Consider the following 1,022-nt stretch of genomic DNA (forward strand, 5'->3'; position numbering starts at 1 on the left):
GCTGCAATCACTACCGTTCTGGCAAAAACCTACGGTGGTTCTGCTCGTGCATTCGACCAGATCGATAACGCACCAGAAGAAAAAGCTCGTGGTATCACCATCAACACTTCCCACGTTGAATACGACACCCCGACTCGCCACTACGCACACGTAGACTGCCCGGGCCACGCCGACTATGTTAAAAACATGATCACCGGTGCTGCGCAGATGGACGGCGCGATCCTGGTTGTTGCTGCGACTGACGGCCCGATGCCTCAGACCCGTGAGCACATCCTGCTGGGTCGTCAGGTAGGCGTTCCTTTCATCATCGTGTTCCTGAACAAATGCGACATGGTTGATGACGAAGAGCTGCTGGAACTGGTAGAAATGGAAGTTCGTGAACTTCTGTCCCAGTACGACTTCCCGGGCGACGACACTCCAATCGTTCGTGGTTCTGCTCTGAAAGCGCTGGAAGGCGAAGCTGAGTGGGAAGAGAAAATCATCGAACTGGCTGGCTACCTGGATTCTTACATCCCGGAACCAGAGCGTGCGATTGACAAGCCATTCCTGCTGCCAATCGAAGACGTATTCTCCATCTCCGGTCGTGGTACCGTTGTTACCGGTCGTGTAGAGCGCGGTATCATCAAAGTTGGTGAAGAAGTTGAAATCGTTGGTATCAAAGAGACTGCGAAGTCTACCTGTACCGGCGTTGAAATGTTCCGCAAACTGCTGGACGAAGGCCGTGCCGGTGAGAACGTTGGTGTTCTGCTGCGTGGTATCAAACGTGAAGAAATCGAACGTGGTCAGGTTCTGGCTAAGCCAGGCTCAATCAAGCCACACACCAAGTTCGAATCTGAAGTGTACATTCTGTCCAAAGACGAAGGCGGCCGTCATACTCCGTTCTTCAAAGGCTACCGTCCACAGTTCTACTTCCGTACTACTGACGTGACCGGTACCATCGAACTGCCAGAAGGCGTTGAGATGGTAATGCCAGGCGACAACATCAAAATGGTTGTTACCCTGATCCACCCAATCGCGATGGA

The 1,022-nt window shown here is 52.7% G+C and carries 1 protein-coding gene; it reads left to right on the forward strand.

Annotated features, from left to right (window positions below; genetic code table 11):
- Positions 1–1,022, forward strand: a 1,022-nt coding sequence (tuf, locus tag K5I40_RS23745; RefSeq protein WP_052246271.1) for an elongation factor Tu, incomplete at both ends; no start/stop codon positions are given.

The organism is Leclercia sp. LTM14, from assembly GCF_023736175.1.
Taxonomy (GTDB): Bacteria; Pseudomonadota; Gammaproteobacteria; order Enterobacterales; family Enterobacteriaceae; genus Enterobacter; species Enterobacter barmai.